The organism is Faecalibacterium sp. Marseille-Q4896 (assembly GCF_017377615.1).
GTDB lineage: Bacteria > Bacillota > Clostridia > Oscillospirales > Ruminococcaceae > Faecalibacterium > Faecalibacterium taiwanense.
The window spans coordinates 385468-402704 of record NZ_JAFREG010000002.1; the positions used below are offsets into that span (position 1 = coordinate 385468).

Here is a 17237-nt window from a genome sequence, read left to right on the forward strand (position 1 = left end):
CATACGCTCGACAGCCCCCTCAGGGAGGGGCCTTATGTTCCCGGGAAGGCTCACTTATTTTTATTGTAACAGAACCGCCCGCCCATTTCCACCGGTTTTGGTCACTTTTGCGCCTGTAGACGGGCAAAAGTGATACAAACCCACCGCAGGATTTGTGGAAATTTTGCAAAGAACTTTCCTTTTGCCGTCAGAACGTATATAATAAATGAGTATCTGTTCTGCCTGTACCGGTCTTTTGCTGTGCATCAGGCCGATTTTTATGGAGGTATTTCTTTTGAAAAACAACACCAAAAAACTCCTGTGCATCCTGCTGGCCATCGCCGCAGCGGTGTGCGTCATTTTTGCCTGTTTCATGCTGACAAAGCACAAGCAGACCGACAGCGCTTCTTCGGCTGCCGCATCCGTCTCGCAGTTTGGCTCTGTTGCCGACTTCGACTACAAGGCCTTTGATTACAGCGATGGTCTGGACGAAAACGGCTATTGGAGCGGCATCAAAGCGCTGGACTATGTGACCCTGCCGGAGGACTTCGGCTCCATCGCCCTGAAGGAGAACGACCTGACCCCCACCGAAGATGAACTGCAGCAGCAGGTGGACAACCTGCTGAACCAGTACACCTCTTCCCAGCCCGTTACCGGCCGTGCCGCCCAGAGCGGAGATGTTGCCAACATCGATTACACCGGCACCGTGGACGGCGTGGCCTTTACCGGCGGCACTGCCACCGGCTACGACCTGACCCTTGGCAGCGGTTCCTTCATCGATGGCTTTGAGGACCAGATCATCGGCCACAATGTGGGCGATACCTTTGATGTGACCGTCACCTTCCCGGACGGCTACGGCGATTCCACCGATGCCGAGGGCAACACGATCACCCTCAGCGGCAAGGAAGCCGTGTTCAGCGTGACCCTGAACTCCATTTCCGAAAGCGTGACCCCCGAGCTGACCGACGAGTGGGTGGACTCCAACTTTGGCATCAGCGATGATCTGCACACCGCCGACCAGTTGCGCAGCTACCTTAACGATGCGCTGTATGCCACCAACTATGAGAACGCCATCGTGGACTACCTGATGTCGAACTCCACCTTCAAGGAGCTGCCCAGCGAGATCACCAGCTATTACATCCGCATGTTCCTGAACTACTACAACCAGTACGCCACCGCCTACGGCATGGATCTGAATGCTTTTGCCCAGACGCAGGGCTACACCGATGCCGATGCCATGCTGGCCGCATCCGACGCTTACTTTGAGCATCTGGCAAAGCAGGACCTGATCCTTCAGGCCGTGGCCGAGACCAAGAGCCTTGCTCCCACGCAGGAAGAGCTGGACGATGCCGAGAGCACCTATGCCGACACCTACGGTGAGAACCGTGCGCACCTGAACGCCCTGCAGTCCTGTGTGCTGGACTGGCTGGAAGAGAATTCCACCGTAGCGTAAAAACACAAGAACCATTTAGAATGCCCTCCGCTTTGCTCTGGGCATATTCAGAGGATAATTTATCTTTAATTTGCAGCTCCGAAAAGCCTGCGGGCTTTTCGGAGCTGCTTTTTCACAGGAAGGGCCGGAGCTTTCAGATGCTGTTTTTCTTTGCGGCCCCTTCTGTGAAAAATGCAATACCGGACAGACCGCAGTCTGTCCGGTATTGCTCTAATAAAAAATAGTATTTCCGCTATTTATGCCCAGAGCGAAGCGGAGGGCATTTCAAATCGTCAGGCTTTTTCTTTCTTCCCGCCGTTCAGCTTCCAGAGCAGCCATGCATAGAAGTAATTCATCAGCAGGATGGCGATGCACCACAGCACCGATGCCTGCACGCTCTGGTCATACACCTTCATGAAGGGATATGGCCCATCTACCACGCGCTGGATGTTCAGCCACAAAATGATGCCGCCGTACAGCACCGTGGGCAGCAGCGCCCACTTGACCGTACTGCGGGGCAGGTGCGGTGAGCGCTCCAGAAGCACAAAGGAGAAGATGGCCGCCAGCGGGTTGAGCAGATGATGGTACAACATGGAGCTGGTGCACAGCATGATGTACCAGCCGTTGCCGTCCTCATACATGGGACCCAGCACGAACACCACCGTGAGAAAGGTCATGGTCAGGCAGCAGGTGGCAATGTACTTGAGGGTGTGCAGCCAGCGCGGCAGTTCCCTGCCGGTAAAGATGCACACCAGCTGGCCCACCGCCACCATGGCGCAGATGCAGGCCGAAAGGATGTTGGAATCCTCGGTGTAAAAAATGAACATCTGCTCTTTGCCCCAATCCCAGCTCATGGGCAGGGCAATGGGCTCCGCCCAGACGATGAACAGGTTCAGTGCGATGGAGAGCAGGCGGCGCACTGTATCAGCAAATTTTTTCATGGAAAGCCTTTCCGTCTTGTAATATTTCCTCGAAAATTTGAAAAAGGGCAGGTCTCCCTGCCCTTTTTCAAAAAACGCTTTATTTTGCGGTGTTGATGAAGCTACGGTTGTCCCACAGGTACTTGATGCCGGAAATGGCCGTCACGGCAGCCACCAGCCAGCACAGCACCATGGAGATGCTGACCACCATGATCTGCCGCACGCCCTGCTCCGTACCGGAAGCAGACATGCTTGCAATGGACATGCCGAAGAAGTAGAAGATGATGCTCAGCATCTGCAGCACGGTCTTCACCTTGCCCCACATGTTGGCGGCGATCACCTTGCCGTCCTTGGCACCGGCGGCCACCATGCGCAGACCGGACACGGCAAACTCGCGGGCCAGAATGATGCACAGCACCACCGGGCTGCATACGCCGTCCCGCATCATGTAAATGAAGGCCACAGTGGTGAGCAGTTTGTCGGCCAGCGGGTCGGCAAACTTGCCGAAGTCCGTTACCATGTTCCACTTGCGGGCCAGATGGCCGTCCAGAAAATCAGTAAAGCTGGCAACAGCAAAGACGATGCCTGCGATCAGGTAATACGTCGGCTGGAAGGAGCCAGCCGCGATGCCGCTCAGGCTGGTGAGGGACACAAAGACCATGAACACCGGCACCAGCAGGATGCGGGTCAAAGTGAGTTTATTGGGCAGATTCATACAGATTCCTCCAATTTGTTATTTTGCAACAGTACCATACAGATCGTAAAGGTCGCTGTCGTCCACCAGAACATCGTAGAACTGGCCGGGGTACAGCGGCTCCTCGCTGGAAACACACACATTGCCGTCCACCTCAGGAGCATCGCCGGTAGTGCGGCACAGATACAGGCCGCTCTCCTCGTCGATGCCGTCGCAAAGCACATGCACGGTCTGGCCCACCTTTTCGGCCTGCTTCTGGGCCATGATGCCGGTCTGGATCTGCATCACCAGTTCGGCGCGCTTGTCCTTGGTCTCCTGATCGATCTGGCCGTCCATCTTGGCAGCAACGGTGTTCTCCTCGGCAGAGTAGGCAAAGCAGCCCAGACGGTCAAACTTTACTTCCTTGACAAAATTGCACAGATCCTCGAACTGCTCCTCGGTCTCGCCGGGGAAGCCTGCGATCAGAGTGGTGCGCAGGGTGATGCCGGGGATCTCGCGGCGCAGCTTGCCGATCACCTCCAGCAGCTCGGCGCGGTTGGAGCGGCGGTTCATATTCTTGAGGATGGTGTCATTGCAGTGCTGGATGGGCAGATCGAGGTAGGGCACCACCTTCTCATTGCGCTTCATGGCGGCAATGAACTCATCCGTGATGCGCTCCGGGTAAGCGTACATAATGCGGATCCACTCGAGGCCCGGCACCTTGTTCAGCTTATCCAGCAGCTCGCAGATGCTGCCGGGCTTGCCCCAGTCCTCGCCGTAAGCGGTGGGGTCCTGTGCGACCACGATCAGCTCTTTCACGCCCTCACCGGCCAGCCAGCGGGCTTCGGCCACGCAGTCGGCCATATCGCGGCTGTGCAGCGGGCCGCGGATGCCGGGGATGGCGCAGTAGTGGCAGCGGTTGTTGCAGCCTTCAGCGATCTTTAAGTACGCATAGTGGGCAGGCGTGCCGATGACACGCTTGCCGCCCAGCGGAAAGTCCTTTTTGGCACCGTAGCTTTCCAGATGATCCTCACCATGGAACAGGCGGGCCACGATGGTGTCGATGGCCTTGTTGGAGGCACAGCCCACCACCGCGTCCACCTCGGGGATCTCTTCCTCGATCTGGCTGCGGTAGCGCTCGGCAAGACAGCCGGTGACGATGACCTTCAGCTCCGGGTTCTGCTGCTTGTAGGAGCAGGCTTCCAGAATGTTTTCAATGGCTTCGGTCTTGGCGCTCTCGATGAAGCCGCAGGTGTTCACAAGGATCACATCTGCTTCGGCCAAATCGGCCACGGTCTCGTGGCCGGCAGACAGCAGGATGTGCACCATCACATCCAGATCGACCTGATTCTTGGGGCAGCCAAGGGAAATACACGCAATTTTCATAGGGGATGATACTCTCTTTCTCTTTTGAGGGGTGCTTTTTATTCTTCTTCCGCTCTTTTTATCGCTTCTTTTATGACCGAATACGCAAAGCCGCGGCGCTGCAGGGCGGCCACCACAAGGTCGCGGCGGCCATCGGCCAGCTTTTTCATGTAGCGGCTGCGCACCAGAGCGGCGGCAGCTTCCAGCTCCGGGCTTTCGCCGTCTACGTCCGGGGCATAGACGCTTTCCAGCGCCTGCTCGATCTGCGCGCCGGAAAGGCCCTTCTGCCGCAGGTTCTGGGCCGCCGCACGGCGGCTCTTGCGGGCGGCAAGCAGGCTGTGTGCCCGGGCTTCGGCATAGCGGTCATCGTTTACGTAATCCAGCTCCACCATCTCAGCCACAGCAGCCGCTGCAGCCTGCTCGGTAAAGCCATAGCACAGCCGTTCATACAGCTGTGCCGAGGACATCTCGCGCGAGGCCAGCGCATCCAGTGCGCGGGCGCGGGCCTTGGCCGGGTCGGCGCACTTTTCTTCTTCCGGCTTCGGGCGGCGGCGTTTATAAAAGGACATTTAGTCCTCCACCATGATATCCAGTTCGCTCTCGCTGCTGCGGGCAGGAGCCTTGACCACCGGCTCCTTGGCATCTGCAGCCTTGGCGGGTTCTTCGGCCTTGGCCGCAGCGCCCTTGCCTGCCGGGCGGCGGGATGCATACAGCTTATCGGCATTGGCGCGGATCTGGCCCTCGATGTCGTTTGCGATCTCGGGATTGTCCTTCAGGAACTGCTTTGCGTTGTCACGGCCCTGACCCAGACGGATATCGCCATAGTTGAACCATGCGCCGCTCTTCTGCACGATGCCCAGCTTCACGCCCACATCAATGAGTTCGCTCATCTTGGAAATGCCCTCGCCGAACATGATATCGAACTCTGCCTCACGGAACGGAGGTGCCACCTTGTTCTTGACGATCTTGGCGCGGGTGTGGTTGCCGATGAACTGGCCGGAAGAGTCCTTCAGGCCCTCCACGCGGCGGATGTCGATGCGCACCGAGGCGTAATATTTCAGGGCGCGGCCGCCTGTGGTGACCTCCGGGTTGCCGTACATCACGCCCACTTTTTCACGCAGCTGGTTGATGAAGACGCAGACCGTGTTGGTCTTGCCGATGACCGAAGTCAGCTTGCGCATGGCCTGACTCATCAGGCGGGCCTGCAGGCCCACATGGCTGTCGCCCATTTCGCCCTCGATCTCAGCCCTCGGCACCATGGCGGCAACCGAGTCCACCACGATGGCATCGATGGCACCGGAGCGCACCAGTGCTTCGCAGATTTCCATGGCCTGCTCGCCGGTGTCCGGCTGGCTGACCAGCAGATTGTTGATATCCACGCCCAGCGCTTCGGCATAGGTGGGGTCCAGTGCGTGCTCCACGTCAATGAAAGCCACTTCGCCGCCCTGCTTCTGGGCTTCGGCCAGAATGTGCAGAGCCAGCGTGGTCTTACCACTGGATTCCGGGCCGTACACCTCAATGATGCGGCCGCGGGGCACACCGCCCACGCCCAGAGCCAGATCCAGACCCAGACTGCCGGTGGAAATGGCATCCACCTGCATGGAGGCGTTATCACCCAGCTTCATCACGGCACCCTTGCCGAACTGCTTTTCGATCTGGGCCAGCGCAGTGGCCAGCGCATCCTTTTTGGCCTCCGGCTCGGTCTTTTTGGTCGCCGGGGCAACGGTGTTGTTGTTCTGATTTTTTGCCATAGCGTGCTGCTCCTTTTCTTCCTGCTGCCCGCCGTGCGCGGGCTGTCCGTATACTTTCCAGTATAGTATACCACAAAATCAAAATATTACAACAAGAAGTTGTTTCTATTTTCACTTTTATTTTTCGGGTCTGTGGGCGATCATGCACCGGTCATTGCCGCCAAAATCCTTGCGGCACTCAATGTCTGCCCAGCCGTTTGCAGCCAGCAGTGCCGCCACAGCCTGCCGCTGCTGCCAGCCGATCTCCAGCACCAGCGCTCCGCCGGGCCGCAGTGCATTCTGGTAATGCTCTGCAAGGGCACGGTAAAACACAAGGCCGTCCTCCCCCGCTTCCAGCGCCATGGCCGGTTCCTGCGCCACCTCCGGCTGCAGGTGCCGCATTTCCTCGGCGGTGAGGTAGGGCGGGTTGGATACGATCAGATCAAGCTGCCCTTCCGGCAGGCCCTGCCAGTATGTGAACAGGTCGCCCTCCACCGGCTGCACCGCATAAGCTGGCTTTGCCTTTGCGCGCAGAGCGTTCAGCGCCGGCCCCCAGTCAAAGGCCGGGGCATCTGCCTGCTCAAACGCGGTAGGCTCCAGCAAGTCCTCCGTCTGCCCGCCCTGCCCTTTCAGGGCGCAGCGGCAGTTCTTTTCCAGATAAACAAAAGCTTCCGGGCTTTTTTCCACACAGGTCACCTGCGCCGCCGGGCAGAAGCGCTTGATGCCCAGCCCCAGACAGCCGGTCCCCGCACAGAGATCCAGCACCCGGGGTGCTGCAATGCCCGTCAGGGTATTGGCAGCCGCTTCCGCTACCACCTCAGTGTCTGCCCGGGGGCAGAGCACACCGGGGCCAACGGCAAGGTCAAAATCCAGAAAGCTCCAGATCCCGCACAGGTATTGCAGCGGTTCCCGCTGCTCACGGCGCGTGCAGAGGGCTTCCAGCTTTTCCGCTTCCTCTGTGGTCAGCACCCGGTCGGAAAGGCGGGCATCCCGCCCGGCTGCCACGCGGAACAGCTCCCGTGCATCGTAATCGGCATCCGGACACCCTGCAGCGGAAAGCCGGGCTTCCACGGCCCGCACCGCTTCGCGCGGGGTCAAACCAGCAATTACCATCTGCCATCCTCCGGGTCCTCGGGCAGCACAGGGGTCACGGCGGCAATGGCCACCTCGATCATGCTGTCATCCGGTTCAAACACGGTCAGGTGCTGCACCCAGATGCCGGGCTGGCGGATGATACGGGTAGCAATGTTATCGGACCGGCCGCACCACTTGAGCAGCTCATAGCTGATGCCCATGACCAGCGGCAGAAGCAGCAGCTTGAACAGCACCCGCAGGCCGATGCTGCCCCACGGCAGCACACTGTAGAGGAACACGCTGACGATGACCACCAGAATGAGGAAGCTGGTGCCGCAGCGCGGATGGAACCGAGTGTACTTGCGCACATTCTCCACGGTCAGCTCATCACCGGCCTCATAGCAGGCAATGGTCTTGTGCTCGGCACCGTGGTACTCAAACACGCGGTGGATCTCCTTCATCTTGGAGATGGCCACCATATAGGTGAGGAAGATGCCAACTTTCAGCACCGCTTCCAGCACCACCTTGGCCCAGCGGCCCAATGTTACAAAGTGGTTCACGCCGCCCACGATGAGGGTGGGCAGCACGGTGAACAGCAAAATCGCCAGCAGTCCGCCCAGTACGGCGGCACAGGCCAGCAGTGCGTCCTCTGCCTTTTTGCCCAAGTGGTCGCCCACCCATTTTTCAAAGGCAGTCTCTTCCTCTTCGGGGTCGTAGTCGTCACCCATGCTCACCTGAGCCGAGTACATCATGTAGCGGTAGCCCACGATCAGGCTTTCGATCATGGAGATGGCACCGCGCACCAGCGGGATCTTTGTCCAGATGCCGTGGTTCTTCACAGGGTCGATCTTGGTCTCAATGGTGCCGTCCGGCTTGCGCACGGCGCAGCAGATGAGCTTCGGGCCGCGCATCATGATGCCTTCCATCAGCGCCTGCCCGCCGACGCTGGTCTTGAAACGTTCCTTTTTGGGTTGATTCATTGGGTTCTCCTATCGGATCATATTTTTCCCGGTTATTTTACCACAGAATTGTGACAAAATCTTCACGCCTTATGGTACAGCGGCAAGCCCAGTGTGACCACTGTGCCGCGGCCCAGCGTGCTCTTGATGTCCATGGTGCCGTCCAGTGCAGTCATGATGGAATCCACCAGCGCAAGGCCGATGCCGCTGCCGCGCACCGAATTGCTGCCCTTGTAGAACTTGGTCTTGACATTCTCAAGGTCTTCCGGCGGGATGCCGCGGCCCTGATCGATGATCTCCGCAAAAGCCTTGTATTCGCCCGCCCACAGCTTGACCGTGATGCGCCCGCCGGGGGCCGAGTACTTGATGGCGTTGTCCATGATGTTGATGAACACCTGCCGCAGACGGTCCGGGTCGGCATAGACCGGGATCATCTCCTCCGGCTCGGTGTAGCTGAGCACAAGGCCCTCGCGCTGGATGCGTGCTTCACAGAACAGCACCGCATCGGTCAGCTCTGCCACAAGGTCCAGCGGGCGGCAGTCCATACGGATGCGGCCGTTCTGCAGACGGCTGAAATCCAGCAGCTCTTCCACCATGTTGTACAGGCGGCCCGTCTCATTGTTGATGATCTCAAGGCCCTTGCGGTAGTTCTCGTCTGCCGGGTCGTCCAGTGTGCGCAGGGTCTCCACCCAGCCCCGGATGGAGGTGAGCGGCGTGCGCAGCTCGTGAGAGACGGAACTGATGAACTCGTTCTTCATCTTCTCGGTCTCTTCCAGCCCTTCGGCCATCTGGTTGATGGTGCCGCGCAGGCGGTCCACCTCGTCGTGTTCGTTGCCGGTGACCGGCAGGCGCACATCCAGCTCACCCCGGGCGATGCTGGCTGCGGTGCGCTCCACCTGTCCCAGCGGCACCACGATGCTGCGGATGAAGTACAGGCCGGACATCACGGTGAAAGCAAGGATCACCGCCGCGATCACAACACTTACCGCGAGGGCGTTCTTGATCTGCGCTCCCACAAGGGTCAGGCTGGTGACAAGACGCATCGCCGCCACATCCTCGGCGGCGTATGGCACCAGATAACAGGCCGCCATCACCAGCTCGCCGGACTGGGTGCGGTAGACCGCCACACCAAGGCCATCAGAAGCCTCCTGCGCCTGCTCAAAGTCGATGCCGGTCACAATGCCGTCCGCATTTGTGCCGCTGGAGGACGCAATGACCCCGCCATAGCTGTCCAGCAGCATGAACTCGTATTTGTCCTTATCGGCAAACTGCTCCACCATGCGGCGCAGGGCCACGCTGCGGGTAGCCGCCGTGCTCTGCACCGTATCGCCGGTGTACATTTTCAGCTGGCCGGACACCGAAGAGAACCGCCGGTACATGGTCTGCTGCACGCTGTTATAATAGCTGCGTGTGTAGTTGTACAGGAACATGGTTTCGGCCAGCAGCACCAGCAGCACGGTGATGAGCAGGTTGCCCCGCAGCCACCGGCGGGTGATCCCGCTTCTCATTCTTCCCATCTGTAACCGTAACCCCACACAGTAAGGATATGGGTGGGATGGCTGGGTTCATCCTCCACCTTCATGCGCAGACGGCGGATGTTCACATCCACGATCTTCACGTCACCAAAATAGTTCTCGCCCCAGACACCCTTCAAGATCTTCTCGCGCACCAGCGCAATGCCGGGGTTGCGGAAGAACAGCTCCATGATCTGGAATTCCACCTGCGTCAGCTCAATAGGCTGGCCTGCCTTGAGCAGCACGCGGCGGTTCTCGTCCAGCACAAATTCGCCGCTGGTGAGCATCCCCAGCGGGTTTTCCTTTTCTTTTTCGTCCCCGCCTGCAGTACGGCCGACGCGGCGGCACAGCGCTTTCACACGGGCCAGCAGTTCGCTTACACTGAAAGGCTTGGTCATATAGTCATCGGCACCAATAGAAAGGCCGCGGATCTTGTCCTGCTCCTGTCCCTTGGCGCTGAGGATGATAATGCCGATCTTCTGATCGGTGCGGCGGATGGTCTCGCACAGGGAGAAGCCGTTCATGCCCGGCAGCATCACATCCAGAATGGCCGCATCGCAGCCCGGCTTCTTCTCCAGCAGCGGCAGAGCCGCCTCGGCGCTTTCGGCCTCCACAGCCTCCATGCCCGCAAGGCGCAGGTTCAGCGCGATCATCTCGCGGATGTTGGCTTCATCTTCAACGACAAGCACTCGTACCATGAACTGTTCCTCCGTTCTTTAGTTGAGCAGATACAGCGCCTTGGACAGGCGGTAATTTTTATCACGGATCTCCACATCCGGGGCAAGCTTCGCCTGCATCTGGCGGGATGCCACGATGCCAAGGCGGGTCCAGCCCTTCAGGCTGGAGGTGGTGCGCACCAGACGCAGGGTCATTACCAGCTGGTCTTCGTCCACCGTGCGCAGCTCCACTGCACCATCATATTGTTCGCTGTCGGTCAGTTTGAGGTTGCCCTCCCACTCCATGGGCAGCTCGATATAGCAGTTGGTCTCTTCGTCCAGCAGCCCGAAGCTTTTTTCCGGGTGCGGACTGGTATAGTCCATCCACACGATAAAATCCATGCGGCGGCTCTGGCTCATGTTCAGCAGGCCCGCTTCGTCCGGCTGGGTGGGGATCTCCACGATGCCGTCGCCGTCCAGATCCTGACTGACCAGACTGGGCACATTGCGCAGGGATGCGGTGTAAAGCTTTTCGGTGCTGATCTGGTCGGCAGGCACCATCTGCTGCGTGTCCTCGTCAAAACGCAGCAGCACGCTGGCCAGATTGTTGCCGGAAATGCCGGTCCAGCCATCCAGCACCAGATAATGCCTGCCGTCCGCACCCACACCCGCCGCCACCGAGGCGCAGCCGGCGAACCGATTGGCGGAAAGGCCCATAACAGCCACCTGCTGGAAGCTGCCCTCTTTATCCACGGTCAGCAGTTCGATCTGCACGCCGCCGTCCTCCAGCGTAGACATCAGGATCAGGTCCTGATTGCCGCCGCCGGTGATATCCTCCACCAGATACTGCTGGTACTGCTGCTCCAGGATCGTGGAAAGCACACCGTCGGTGTAGGAATACACAGCCAGATAATGGTCGCCCTGTGCCGCTGTATAACCCACCACCAGTTGGGTGGCATCGCCGGGCTGCAGCTGGGCCAGCCCCACCGACTCTACCGTGTCTGCAAGGCCCTCTACGTTCTGGCGCACATGCCAGATGTCGGCATCATCCTTCTGCAGGATGGCAATGCACACGTTGGAGCTTTGGGCGGTGGTGTAAAGCACGGCGGCATCCTGCCTGCCGTCACCGTCCAGATCCTGCAGCAGGAAAGGCGAAAGCAGGTCGCCCTGCATGGGATACTTGAGCTGTGCGCTCTCCCCCAGCCAGTCGTTCAGGGCAGTCTGCACATCGCCGTAATCGCCGGAAAGCTTGGGCGCACGCAGAAGCTCCTCCACCTGCACCTGTTCACCGGGCATGCTGCAGCCTGCCAGAAGCAGGCACAGCAGCACGCAAGCCAACCACCGGCCAAAATGATTCGGATGTTTCAACCGCTGCGCCTCCTCTGTGTGGAAAACTTGTCCGGCCAAAGGCCGAAAACATGCTATTGTCAGTATACCACGGGCCGGGCGCAATTCCAACACCCGAAAACGAGAAAAGGGGCTGCCGCACCACATTTGGTGCAGCAGCCCTTTTGGGGTCCTGATTTTTATTCTTCGGTCTTGTCAAACAAGCCTTTTTCTTTTGCGGCGTTCCAGGTCAGGCAGGTGCGCAGCTTGCTGACCGGGAAGGCCGGGTGGAATTTATTGTTGTCCGCATCGTCCTTCATCAGATCCTGCTCCACTGCCCAGCGGGCGGCCTTTTGTGCGTCGGTATCGCCCTCGTCGATGTCGCTGTAGAGGGCGGTGCTTACAGGCTCCGGCTTCCCGGCGTGCTCCCACAGCAGCTCGGCCAGCTCGATACGGTTGGAAGGCATGGGGATGCCGGGCATATTGATGACGCGGTAGATGCCGGTGCCGGCTTCGTAAGCGATGACACCCGCGGCAGCACCGATCACCACAGCAGAGATCGCGCCATCGATGTTGTCGGTATCGCTGGGTCCAACCGGGTCAACAGGCTCCTCCGGATTGGAATCATCCGCGAAGGTTGCCGTCACCTCTACATTAGCATCCGGCATGGTAAAGGTCACCTTGGTGGGGTCGCTCTCGTCCGGGGTCTTCAGGAAGGTGTCTGCTTTCTGTTCCTCACCGCCTACCTTCACCGTCCAGCCGGTGAAGTGCTGTCCATCCGGCGCAATGGCTGTCAGGTGCACGGTTGTATACTCCGGCAGTGGGCTGCCGCTCTGTACGGGCGTATCGATACCGTCAATGGTCGCCGTCACATGGTCGCCGACCCTCAGAGTGGGGTTCAGAGTGGGGTTGCTCGCAAAGTTTGCCGTCACTTCCACATTCTCACTCGGCATCGTAAAGGTCGCCTTGGTGGGGTCGTTTGCGTCCGCAGTCAGGAAGGTGTCTGCTTCCTTTTCCTCACCGCCTACCTTCACCGTCCAGCCGGTGAAGCGCTTTCCCTCCGGCACAGTGGCTGTCAGGTGCACTTTGGTGTCTGCGGCCACAGGGACATTCAGCACTTTGTCCTCAAGCTCTGCGGTAACATTCTCACCGGTAATCACACTGTGCATCGAGCGCACATAGCCGCAGGTGTCGCAGTAAGGATCTGTTGCATCGGTGTAATCATGGGTAGTTTTCGCCACCTGTTCAGCCGTCAGGCCCGGGCAGTTTGCAGTAGTGCACTCCCTCCAGTGTTTGGTACCGTTATGGTTCCACTGGTAGTTGTGCCAATGCACGTCCAGGTTAAAGGGTCTACGGCCGGTATGGGGGGCGCTGCCGGTATTGTACTTATAAGTAACCGTAGTGCTGCCCGGGGTAACTTTCAGTTCGGTTCCGTTCTGCTCGCCATTCGTCCAGTCACTGGTCTTGCTGACATCAAAATCTCCCGGCAGCTGACTCAGGTCGTAGATGCCATCTGCATCCACGGCAATCTGGTAATAGTTGTTGCCTATATAAATATCAGCAACCGGAGGCATTACCACATTTTCATTGAAACGCAGCGAGGTCAGTTTATTATCGCTGCACGTCAGCTGAGTCCACTTTGTGTTCTGACTTATATCCAACACTGTCAGCTGGTTTTCATCGCATTCCATGGAGCTCACTGCTGAACCAAACTTTAGTGAAGTCAGTCCACACTTTCTGCAATCCAAGCTTGTCAGCTTATCGTTCTTGCTCACGTCCAGCTCAGTCAGCGGGTTTCCATAACAAAACAGCTGTTCCAATGCTTTATTACTGCTTACATCCAATGATGTAAGACCATTCTTCGTGCACTCCAAGTGTTTTAGTGCTTTATTGTAACTCACATCCAGCGAGTTCAGCTTCCTTCGCATATCATTCGTGCTCAGCCATTCCAGTGCTTCATTTTGGCTCACATTCAACGTCGTCAGGTTGTTGTCACCACACCGCAGATCTTTCAATACCTTATTCTTGCTGACATCAAGCTGCTCCAAGTTGTTCCAATTGCACCACAGCGTTTCCAGTTTCAGGTTCTTGCTCACGTCCAGCGAGCGCATATGGGTATTAGAGCATTTCAATGTGACTAGTTCCGGGAAATACTCAATACCCTTCATTGTCGGGCAATATGAGTCATCTGGCAATTCGATCGTTATTACCTTATTTCGCTCCTCCAGGCTGAGGCTGTCATTTCCATCTTTGTCATACTGCTTGACATAGTTTTGGAAGTCCGTATCTTGGAAGTTTGTGCTATTGATTTCAACAGACTCCGGCTGTACAAATTCTTCCTCCGCCTGCGCACTCGCGCCATTTTCCTGTTCTTCCGCCCCCGGCTCCGCCGCAAACGCGCCCACCGGCAGAACCGACAGCATCATGCACACCGCAAGTGCTGCACTGAGAAGTCTCGTACTCTTTTTTCTCATGTTCTCTTCCCCTTTTCGTTTGTTATTTTGCAGGCACCCACCCCAAAAGGCACCGTCTGCATTTTAAGTTTACCCCCCCCCCATACAACATATCAAGAGGCATTTTGCTAGAAAATAGGTTCGAGTTTTTAGTGAAATTGTTAAAATGTTTACGGTTTGGCCCGTTATTCCCGGGAACATTCAGAAGCAATGAAAATGCCACGCAAAAAAAAAAGCCCTCTCCCATTGCTGGGAAAGGGCTTTTGAACACTGTATCAAACAGTCAGAGCAGATCAGACGAGCTCCAGAACTGCCATCTCAGCAGCGTCGCCGCGGCGAGCGCCGATCTTGATGATGCGGGTGTAGCCGCCGTTGCGGTCAGCGTACTTGGGGCTGATCTCATCAAACAGCTTCTTTGCAACATCTTCCTTGGTGATGTAGGCATAAACCTGACGCTTGGTGTGCAGGTCGCTTGCCTTGCCAAGGCTGATCATCTTCTCGGCCATGGAACGAACGTCCTTAGCGCGAGTGACAGTGGTCTCAATCTTGCCATTCTCTAACAGGTAGGTAACCATAGCGCGCATCATAGCGTTGCGGCTGTCGCTGGTTCTACCGAGCTTTCTGGTACCGGGCATCCCGTTTCACTCCTTAATTATTTTTAGTTATCGTCATCCGTGTTCAGCTTGAAGCCCAGAGAATCCAGCTTTGCCATGACCTCTTCCAGGCTCTTGCGACCGAGGTTGCGGACCTTCATCATCTCGTCCTCGCTCTTGCTGACCAGATCTTCCACCGTGTTGATGCCTGCGCGCTTCAGGCAGTTGAAGGAACGCACGCTCAGATCCAGCTCTTCAATGGTCATTTCCAGAGCCTTTTCCTTGTCGTCGTTGGTCTTCTCCACCATGATCTCAGCGCCGGCTGCCTCATCGGACAGGTTGACGAACAGGTTCAGGTGCTCGGTCAGCACACGGGCAGCCAGAGAAACGGCTTCCTGCGCATTGATCGTGCCATCGGTCCAAACCTCAATGGTCAGCTTGTCATAATCGATCGCCTGGCCAACACGGGTGCTCTCGACGTTGTAGTTCACCTTGAGCACAGGGGTGTAAATGCTGTCAACGGGAAGAGTGTTGATATCGTTCTTCTCGATGATAGCCTGTTTGTTGCGCTCTGCGGGCACATAGCCGCGGCCCTTATCGAAGGTCAGCTCCATGACGAGCTTGCCGCCCTCGCCCAGGGTTGCGATGTGCCACTCAGGGTTCAGAATTTCGATGTCGTCGCCCTGCTTGATGTTGTCAGCGGTGACCTCACAGGGGCCGACTGCCTCAACACGCACTGTCTTCGGACCATCGGTGTACAGCTTTGCAGCAATACCCTTCAGGTTCAGGACAATTTCGGTAACGTCTTCCTTGACGCCCTCAATGGTGGAGAACTCGTGAACCACGCCATCAATCTTGACGCTGGTCACGGCGACACCGGGCAGAGAGGAAAGAAGCACACGACGCAGGCTATTGCCCAGTGTGATGCCAAAGCCACGCTCCAGCGGTTCTGCCACGAATTTGCCGTAGCGGCCGTCCGGGGACAGGCTTGCCGTTTCGATTTTGGGACGTTCAATCTCCATCATATCTATGCCCTCCTTGTCAAACCGGCGCTGCCGCCGGCCCATTATTAAATTCTTTCAAAGAAAAGAATGCGAAAGTGAGCCGTCCACGGGGAAGGCCCAGCCTTCTTAATGGATTACTTGGAGTACAGCTCGACGATGAGGTGCTCTGCGACTTCGTAGTCGATATCGCTGCGCTCGGGCAGCTTTGCGACAACACCCTTCAGAGAACCGGTCTCACGGTTCAGCCATGCGGGCAGAGCAACAACGGGAGCCTCGGGGCCGGTCAGCTTTGCAAACTTTGCAGAGCTGCGGCTGGACTCGCGCACTTCGATCACGTCGCCAGCCTTCACCTGGTAAGAAGGAATGTTGACCTTCTTGCCGTTGACGGTGAAGTGAGCGTGGGACACCAGCTGACGAGCGTCGCGGCGGGTCTGAGCAAAGCCCAGACGGAACACGACGTTGTCCAGACGGCACTCCATGATCTGCAGCAGGTTCTCACCAGTCTTGCCGGGGCGGGCCTCAGCACGCAGGTAAGCATTGTGGAACTGCTTTTCCAGAACGCCGTAGATAAACTTGACCTTCTGCTTCTCCTTCAGCTGAGATGCGTACTCAGACTGCTTCTTGCGCATGTTGCCATTGGAGTTGCGGGTGGTATTCTTCTTTGCATAGCCCATGACCGCAGGAGAAATGCCCAGGGCCTTGCAACGCTTTGCGATAGGCTGCGTATTCTTTGCCATAATTCAATTTCCTCCTTCGATCAGACACGACGGCGCTTCGGGGGACGGCAGCCATTGTGGGGGATGGGAGTCACGTCCTTGATCAGGGTGACTTCCAGGCCGGTAGCCTGCAGCGCACGAATAGCGGACTCACGGCCAGCGCCGGGGCCCTTGACGTAGACCTCAACGGTCTTCATGCCATGCTCGATAGCAACCTTGGCTGCGGTCTCAGCAGCAGACTGGGCTGCGAACGGAGTGCTCTTACGGCTGCCGCGGAAGTTCAGGGAGCCGGAGGAGCACCAAGACACTGCATTACCCTGCAGGTCGGTGATGGTGACAACAGTATTGTTGAAGGTAGACTGGATATGAGCCTGACCAGCAGCAATGTTCTTGCGCTCTTTGCGCTTCATGCGGACATTAGCGCCCTTCTTGGCATTATTTGCACTTGCCATTTCTCAAATCCTCCTTACTTCTTCTTGTTAGCGACAGTGCGCTTGGGACCCTTGCAGGTACGTGCATTGGTCTTGGTACGCTGGCCGCGGCAGGGCAGATTCTTGCGATGGCGGGTGCCACGGAAGGACTGGATCTCAACCAGGCGCTTGATGTCCAGAGCAACGTTGCGGCGCAGGTCGCCTTCAACGATGATGTTAGCCTGATCGATGTAGTCACGGATCTTAGCCTCTTCTTCCAGAGTCAGGTCCTTGACGCGGGTATCGGGGTTGATGCCAGTTGCTTCCAGGATCTTGTTAGCAGTGGTCTGGCCGATACCATAAACGTAGGTGAGACCCACCTGAACGCGCTTCTCGCGGGGCAGGTCAACGCCGGCAATACGTGCCATAGTAG

General features: G+C 57.6%; 17 protein-coding genes. 1 reads left to right on the top strand and 16 read right to left on the bottom strand.

Translation table 11 applies throughout. The annotated features are described in order from the left end of the window. Window positions 1-274 precede the first annotated feature (274 nt). A complete protein-coding gene (locus J3348_RS05710) occupies window positions 275-1432 on the top strand; it encodes a trigger factor (RefSeq protein WP_242702885.1) in 1158 nt (385 codons plus the stop codon). Between the two features lie 272 nt (window positions 1433-1704). On the opposite strand, the gene J3348_RS05715 is transcribed toward J3348_RS05710, so the two are convergent. The 16 genes from J3348_RS05715 to rpsM all read right to left on the bottom strand — a co-directional run bounded on the left by J3348_RS05715 (window position 1705) and on the right by rpsM (window position 17232). Beyond that, entirely contained in the window at window positions 1705-2352 is a 648-nt protein-coding gene (locus tag J3348_RS05715) for a hypothetical protein (RefSeq protein WP_120079788.1), read from the bottom strand. Window positions 2353-2431: 79 nt separating this feature from the next. Beyond that, window positions 2432-3046 (bottom strand): CDP-diacylglycerol--glycerol-3-phosphate 3-phosphatidyltransferase, encoded by a 615-nt coding sequence (pgsA, locus tag J3348_RS05720; RefSeq protein ID WP_120079786.1) that lies wholly within the window; start codon window positions 3044-3046, stop codon window positions 2432-2434. Between the two features lie 18 nt (window positions 3047-3064). Continuing rightward, window positions 3065-4390 carry a 30S ribosomal protein S12 methylthiotransferase RimO gene (gene rimO / locus J3348_RS05725; RefSeq protein WP_097774406.1) on the bottom strand — a complete coding sequence of 442 codons (1326 nt, stop codon included), beginning with the start codon at window positions 4388-4390 and terminating at the stop codon, window positions 3065-3067. 38 nt (window positions 4391-4428) lie between these two features. Next, entirely contained in the window at window positions 4429-4938 is a 510-nt protein-coding gene (locus J3348_RS05730) for a RecX family transcriptional regulator (protein WP_207698536.1), read from the bottom strand. Next, window positions 4939-6120, bottom strand: a complete 1182-nt coding sequence (gene recA / locus J3348_RS05735; protein ID WP_005937946.1) for a recombinase RecA — start codon at window positions 6118-6120, stop codon at window positions 4939-4941. It abuts the gene before it with no gap. A gap of 117 nt (window positions 6121-6237) precedes the next feature. Beyond that, entirely contained in the window at window positions 6238-7212 is a 975-nt protein-coding gene (locus tag J3348_RS05740) for a HemK/PrmC family methyltransferase (protein WP_207698537.1), read from the bottom strand. Beyond that, window positions 7206-8153 (bottom strand): DUF1385 domain-containing protein, encoded by a 948-nt coding sequence (locus J3348_RS05745; RefSeq protein ID WP_005937952.1) that lies wholly within the window; start codon window positions 8151-8153, stop codon window positions 7206-7208. Before J3348_RS05745 ends, J3348_RS05740 begins: the two co-directional genes overlap by 7 nt. 62 nt (window positions 8154-8215) lie before the next feature. Continuing rightward, complete coding sequence (locus tag J3348_RS05750; protein ID WP_120079784.1) at window positions 8216-9640, bottom strand: HAMP domain-containing sensor histidine kinase; 1425 nt, start codon at window positions 9638-9640, stop codon at window positions 8216-8218. Then, the gene (locus J3348_RS05755) at window positions 9637-10344 is read right to left on the bottom strand and encodes a response regulator transcription factor (protein ID WP_005937958.1); all 708 of its coding nucleotides are present in this window, start codon (window positions 10342-10344) and stop codon (window positions 9637-9639) included. Before J3348_RS05755 ends, J3348_RS05750 begins: the two co-directional genes overlap by 4 nt. 18 nt (window positions 10345-10362) lie before the next feature. After that, the gene (locus J3348_RS05760) at window positions 10363-11670 is read right to left on the bottom strand and encodes a hypothetical protein (protein ID WP_223388546.1); all 1308 of its coding nucleotides are present in this window, start codon (window positions 11668-11670) and stop codon (window positions 10363-10365) included. A gap of 158 nt (window positions 11671-11828) precedes the next feature. Continuing rightward, on the bottom strand, window positions 11829-13760 hold the full coding sequence (locus J3348_RS05765; RefSeq protein WP_207698538.1) for a hypothetical protein: 1932 nt from the start codon (window positions 13758-13760) through the stop codon (window positions 11829-11831). Between the two features lie 614 nt (window positions 13761-14374). Beyond that, window positions 14375-14716 (bottom strand): 50S ribosomal protein L17, encoded by a 342-nt coding sequence (gene rplQ / locus J3348_RS05770; protein WP_005921819.1) that lies wholly within the window; start codon window positions 14714-14716, stop codon window positions 14375-14377. Between the two features lie 23 nt (window positions 14717-14739). Then, the gene (locus J3348_RS05775; protein ID WP_044953267.1) at window positions 14740-15699 is read right to left on the bottom strand and encodes a DNA-directed RNA polymerase subunit alpha; all 960 of its coding nucleotides are present in this window, start codon (window positions 15697-15699) and stop codon (window positions 14740-14742) included. 113 nt (window positions 15700-15812) lie between these two features. Continuing rightward, entirely contained in the window at window positions 15813-16415 is a 603-nt protein-coding gene (gene rpsD, locus J3348_RS05780; RefSeq protein ID WP_005937973.1) for a 30S ribosomal protein S4, read from the bottom strand. Between the two features lie 20 nt (window positions 16416-16435). Further along, on the bottom strand, window positions 16436-16846 hold the full coding sequence (rpsK, locus tag J3348_RS05785) for a 30S ribosomal protein S11 (protein ID WP_005934894.1): 411 nt from the start codon (window positions 16844-16846) through the stop codon (window positions 16436-16438). A 14-nt stretch (window positions 16847-16860) separates the two neighbouring features. Further along, window positions 16861-17232, bottom strand: coding sequence for a 30S ribosomal protein S13 (rpsM, locus tag J3348_RS05790; protein WP_005937976.1), 372 nt, complete (start codon window positions 17230-17232; stop codon window positions 16861-16863). Window positions 17233-17237: the final 5 nt, after the last annotated feature.

Coding starts and splice junctions, on each gene's coding strand:
- J3348_RS05775 (WP_044953267.1), bottom strand. CDS start 15,699: ATGATGGAGATTGAACGTCCCAAAATCGAAACGGCAAGCCTGTCCCCG.
- rpsM (WP_005937976.1), bottom strand. CDS start 17,232: ATGGCACGTATTGCCGGCGTTGACCTGCCCCGCGAGAAGCGCGTTCAG.
- rplQ (WP_005921819.1), bottom strand. CDS start 14,716: ATGCCCGGTACCAGAAAGCTCGGTAGAACCAGCGACAGCCGCAACGCT.
- rpsD (WP_005937973.1), bottom strand. CDS start 16,415: ATGGCAAAGAATACGCAGCCTATCGCAAAGCGTTGCAAGGCCCTGGGC.
- J3348_RS05730 (WP_207698536.1), bottom strand. CDS start 4,938: ATGTCCTTTTATAAACGCCGCCGCCCGAAGCCGGAAGAAGAAAAGTGC.
- pgsA (WP_120079786.1), bottom strand. CDS start 3,046: ATGAATCTGCCCAATAAACTCACTTTGACCCGCATCCTGCTGGTGCCG.
- rimO (WP_097774406.1), bottom strand. CDS start 4,390: ATGAAAATTGCGTGTATTTCCCTTGGCTGCCCCAAGAATCAGGTCGAT.
- J3348_RS05745 (WP_005937952.1), bottom strand. CDS start 8,153: ATGAATCAACCCAAAAAGGAACGTTTCAAGACCAGCGTCGGCGGGCAG.
- J3348_RS05755 (WP_005937958.1), bottom strand. CDS start 10,344: ATGGTACGAGTGCTTGTCGTTGAAGATGAAGCCAACATCCGCGAGATG.
- J3348_RS05715 (WP_120079788.1), bottom strand. CDS start 2,352: ATGAAAAAATTTGCTGATACAGTGCGCCGCCTGCTCTCCATCGCACTG.
- recA (WP_005937946.1), bottom strand. CDS start 6,120: ATGGCAAAAAATCAGAACAACAACACCGTTGCCCCGGCGACCAAAAAG.
- J3348_RS05740 (WP_207698537.1), bottom strand. CDS start 7,212: ATGGTAATTGCTGGTTTGACCCCGCGCGAAGCGGTGCGGGCCGTGGAA.
- rpsK (WP_005934894.1), bottom strand. CDS start 16,846: ATGGCAAGTGCAAATAATGCCAAGAAGGGCGCTAATGTCCGCATGAAG.
- J3348_RS05750 (WP_120079784.1), bottom strand. CDS start 9,640: ATGAGAAGCGGGATCACCCGCCGGTGGCTGCGGGGCAACCTGCTCATC.